General features: G+C 60.5%; 3 protein-coding genes. All 3 read right to left on the bottom strand.

Going from position 1 to position 4,325, the window contains the following annotated elements; all coding sequences use genetic code 11:
* Positions 1-2,160: efflux RND transporter permease subunit (locus I5W_RS24665; protein WP_044531235.1), on the bottom strand; the 2,160-nt coding region annotated here is incomplete at its 3' end.
* 19 nt (positions 2,161-2,179) lie between these two features.
* Entirely contained in the window at positions 2,180-3,241 is a 1,062-nt protein-coding gene (locus tag I5W_RS24670; protein ID WP_252717209.1) for a WD40/YVTN/BNR-like repeat-containing protein, read from the bottom strand.
* 88 nt (positions 3,242-3,329) lie between these two features.
* A partial coding sequence (locus tag I5W_RS24675; RefSeq protein ID WP_044531236.1) for a DUF1329 domain-containing protein occupies positions 3,330-4,325 on the bottom strand: 996 nt, incomplete at its 5' end.

A 4,325-nucleotide genomic window follows, 5' to 3' on the forward strand; every position in this document is an offset into this window, starting at 1 on the left:
CAGCGCCAACTGGACATTGAGCAGGTAGAGCGCATAGTCCACCCCGAACCCGACGCCGAGCGCGATCACAGGCAGCGTTGCCACCTTGACGCCGATGCCCAGCGTGACCATGAGTGCTTCGCACAGGATCGAGGTCAACACCAGAGGCACCAGCGCCACGATCACTGCGCGCCAGCTACGGAACGTGACAAAGCACAGCAGCGCCACCACCGCGTAGACCAGCATCAGCATGGTGCGATTAGCCTGCTCGACGACGATATTGGTAATCGCTTCGATACCCGCGGAGCCGGCGGCCGGCAGGAACTTCGTCGCACTGCCTGGATTATGTGTGGAGGCGAACTGCTCGACCGTCGCCAATACCTGGTTCAGCGTGGCTGCCTTGTGATCCTTCAGGTAGGCGATGACCGGCAGGAATGTGCAGTCGCGCGGAGCAATGTCCGGTTGCGCCATTTGCACGTTGTAGACCGCAGACGACAAGGCGCGCGGGTCACGTGCGATCGTCAGCCACTTCGGATATCCCTCGTTGGCGCCGGCAGTGAAGACCTTTGCCGCACCGACGATCGATTTGGTGGTCTGCACCCCGTCCAGCTCACGCAGCCGGGCTTCGAGGCGATCGATCGACACCAGGTTTTGATAATCGAAGCAACCGTCGGGCGGCAGGGTCACCATGGTCACGAACAGATCGGTGGACAATCCGTAGTGCGAGGAAACATAGGCATTATCGAGGTTGTAGCGCGAGTTCGGGCGCAGTTCCGGCGCACCTGGATCGAGGTCGCCGATCTGAAGCCGCTCGGAGACGATGAAACCGCCGATCCCGAGTAACGCCGCCACGACCAGCGCGCCGGTTGCCCAACGCCGCGTCGTGAACAGTTCGAGCCAGAGCCAGACGCGGCCCAGGCCGCGGCCCTGCGCCTCGGTCGACGACTCCTGCAGGCTATGGCGCGCCGCCTTGGAACTGACGCCGACGTACGACAGTAACACCGGTACCAGCAGCAGCTTGGTGAAGATCAGGATGCACACGCCGATGCTCGTAGTCCGCGCCAGGTCCTTGATGACCGGCACATCGATGATCATCAATACGGCGAAGCCGACCACGTTGGTGAGCAGCGCGGTCAGGCCCGCCATGAACAGGCGCCGGAACGTATAGCGCGCCGCAACGTACTTGTGGGTGCCGCGCCCCACATCCTGCATGATACCGTTCATCTTCTGGGCACCGTGGCTCAGGCCGATGGCGAAGATGAGGAAGGGAACCAGGATCGAATACGGATCGAGCTCATAGCCCAGCAGTTGCAACACGCCCAGCAACCAGACCACGCCGAGCATTGCCGACACGACCAGGATGAGCGTGCTGCGGACACAACGGGTGTACAGGTAGATGATCGCGGTCGCGATCAAGGCGGAAAGACCGAAGAACAACATGACCTGCTTGAGGCCATCGATCAGGTCACCTACCAGCTTGGCAAAGCCGATCACGTGGATCTTGATACCGGGCCTCTCGTATTTGGCGCGGATGTCCTTTTTCGAGAATTGCGAGAACTCGGCATAATCGATCGGCTTGCCGGTATCGGCATAACGGTTGAGCAGCGGCACCAGGATCACGCTCGATTTCAGGTCGTTGGAGATGAGGCTGCCGATCACGTCCGCCTTCGACACATTGATCTTGAGCTGGTCGATCATCTTTTGCGGGTCGCTACCAGCCTGGGGCATCAGCGGTCCGCCCTCCAATCCCTTTTCGGTCACTTCGGTCCAGCGCACGCGCGCCATCCAGATCGAGGTGACCCAGGCGCGATCGACGCCGCGCTTCAGGAACAGCGCATCGTTCACCTGGCGCAGCACCTCGAGATACTTGGGGTCGTAGACCGTCCCGTTGGTGTTTTCCACGACGACCTGGATGGTGTTGCCGAAGGCGCCGAGATTGCCTTTGTTGGCGAAGTAGTTTTTGATGTAAGGATGCGACTGCGGGATCATGCGCTCGAAGCTGGCGTTGACCTTCAGCTTGGTGGCCTGATACCCGAAGAACACCGACAGGATGGCACAGATCAACACCAGCCAGAGGCGATGGTTAAAGACGAGCCGTTCGAGCCATACCCCGGAATTCTTGTCAAAATCCTTGGGGTCGCGTACGACCGGCATTTCAATTTCCTTGATGCTGGCAACCATGTGACGTTTTCCGTTCAGGTTATTTCAGAGATTCGATATGCACGCCGGCCGGACCCACGACTGCCACATGGGTGCCCTGGGCCGCCATGCTGAACACGGGCAAGTTTGCTGCGTTGGCGGCTTGCTCAAACGTGTTTCCGCCATCTCTGCTGATCAACAGGCTGCCGTTGGCCGTGCCGAGGACCAGTCGGCCGTCGGCCAGCACGGTCCCGGCGGTGATGCTTGCGCCAACATTGGTCGTCAGGCGGGTCCACGTCAAGCCATGGTCGGTCGAACGGTATGCGCTGCCGCGCAATCCGTACGCCACGACAAACTGGTCATTGCCGGCCAGTCCGAAGAAACTACCCTCGTAGCCACTATCCAGATGTACGAAGCGCTCCTGCCGGCGATCCAACTTCAGCAACAGGCCCTGCTCCCCGGCCACGTAGACGTCACCGCCAAATTGGTGCATGGCGTGCAGGTGCAACGAGCGCGGATTGTCGACGTGCTCGCTCCACGGCGTCCATGTCTGCCCACCATCGACCGTTTTCAGCATGGTGTTGAACGTGCCAATCGCGTAGCCGACCTCGGCGCTCTCGAAACACACGTCCAGCAGGGGCCGGGTCGCCCCCTCCTCCGCATATCGCTTGGCTTCGTCGAATGCACGCGACAGCGCCGGATCGGTCGTGGGCATCCGTTTCTCGTAGTAGGCCAGCGACATGGCGGCGATTTGCCTGCCGTCGAGCTGTCGTTGCCATGTCTGACCGCCATCGGCAGAGTGCAGGATGACGCCGCCGTGTCCGACTGCCCACCCCTGCTGCTCGGTCGGAAAGCTGATCGCCACCAGGTCGGTACTGACCGGCACGCTACTCTGCTTCCAGCTGGCGCCACGGTCTGTCGACACCAACATGCGCCCTCGTTCTCCTGCTGCAACCAGGCGCTGCTCCCCAACAGGGGCGACCGCGAACAGCAGGCTGCTGGTGATACGGACGCTGGGCTGCGCCGGAACATCGAGAGGATCCTTGAATGCCGCCTGCGCGCCCACGGCAGCGCCTGCCAGCAGCAGTGCACCTGCCAGCAGACTCTTAGTAGTTTTCAACATAACCGCCTGACAATGTCTGGTTCGCCGCCGCCCCGTTGCAAAGCGGCGGCCTGTCACGCCGGCCTCGGCCGGCGCACCGATGCGTTCCTTACCTGACGCCCGAAGCCGAGAGTCGCTCCGGGGTGAAGTAGTTCGCCGGATAGGCCTCCTTGCGTTGGACGTTGCCCCTCGCGCCGGGGTCGCCGGCATGGGAAACAAGCACGTAATTGTTCGCGGTCAGGTCGTACTGCCAGGTACCGTATGACAGCGGCACTTCGTCATCCCAGGCAGGCGTGGTTGTCTCGAAGCCACCGCGATACAGCTTGCCGGACTGGTCGTAGATGTCGGAGGCGCCACCGCCCATGTCCTCGTCCATGTACATGACCTTCTTGCTGTAGATATGACGCACGCCAGGCTTCACGGTGCCCTCGACGACCCATACGCGATGCAATTCCCAGCGCACGACATCAGGATTGAGGACATTGGGTGTCATCGCCTTGTCGCTGGTGGTTTCATAGATCAGTTTGTAGTCGTTGTACGGGATCAGCATTTCCTTTTTGCCGATCAGTTTCCAGTTGAAACGGTCGAGCTTGCCATCAAACAGACGGATGTCGTCGAAGGTGACGACGCCGGACATACCCGGGCAAGGCGTGTCATAGGCGAGATCCGGCGCAATGCGTACCCGACGCGTGCCCGGTGAGTAAATCCATCCCCGGTTATCGCCGCTGGTGTTGTTGATGTAAAGGTTGAGTTCACCGGAAAGCCGGGATGGGGCCTTATAGTCGTTCCAGATGTTATAGGTTTGCGAGCCGCGAGATTTCCATTCCGCTTCCGTCATTTTCGGATCGTAGGTCGGGAACTGGTTATCGGTGGAGTACCAGGCAATCTCCTGGTTGCGGCCAGAGGAATCGACCAGGAATGTCTTGGGCTGCCCATTGCTGGCAAGACCTTCGTAACGCAAGACCCAGTTCCACATTGCTTCCTGGCCGTTTTTGGGAATCGGGAACGGCAGTCCGCCGTAGATGCCATCGACCTGGGTGCCATCCTTGTCGAGAATCTTGGCACGGGTAGCATTCTTGATGGTGCCTTGCTGACGATCCGGCAT

Source organism: Herbaspirillum sp. B65, assembly GCF_000333555.1.
In the GTDB taxonomy this organism is placed as follows: domain Bacteria; phylum Pseudomonadota; class Gammaproteobacteria; order Burkholderiales; family Burkholderiaceae_D; genus Herbaspirillum; species Herbaspirillum rubrisubalbicans.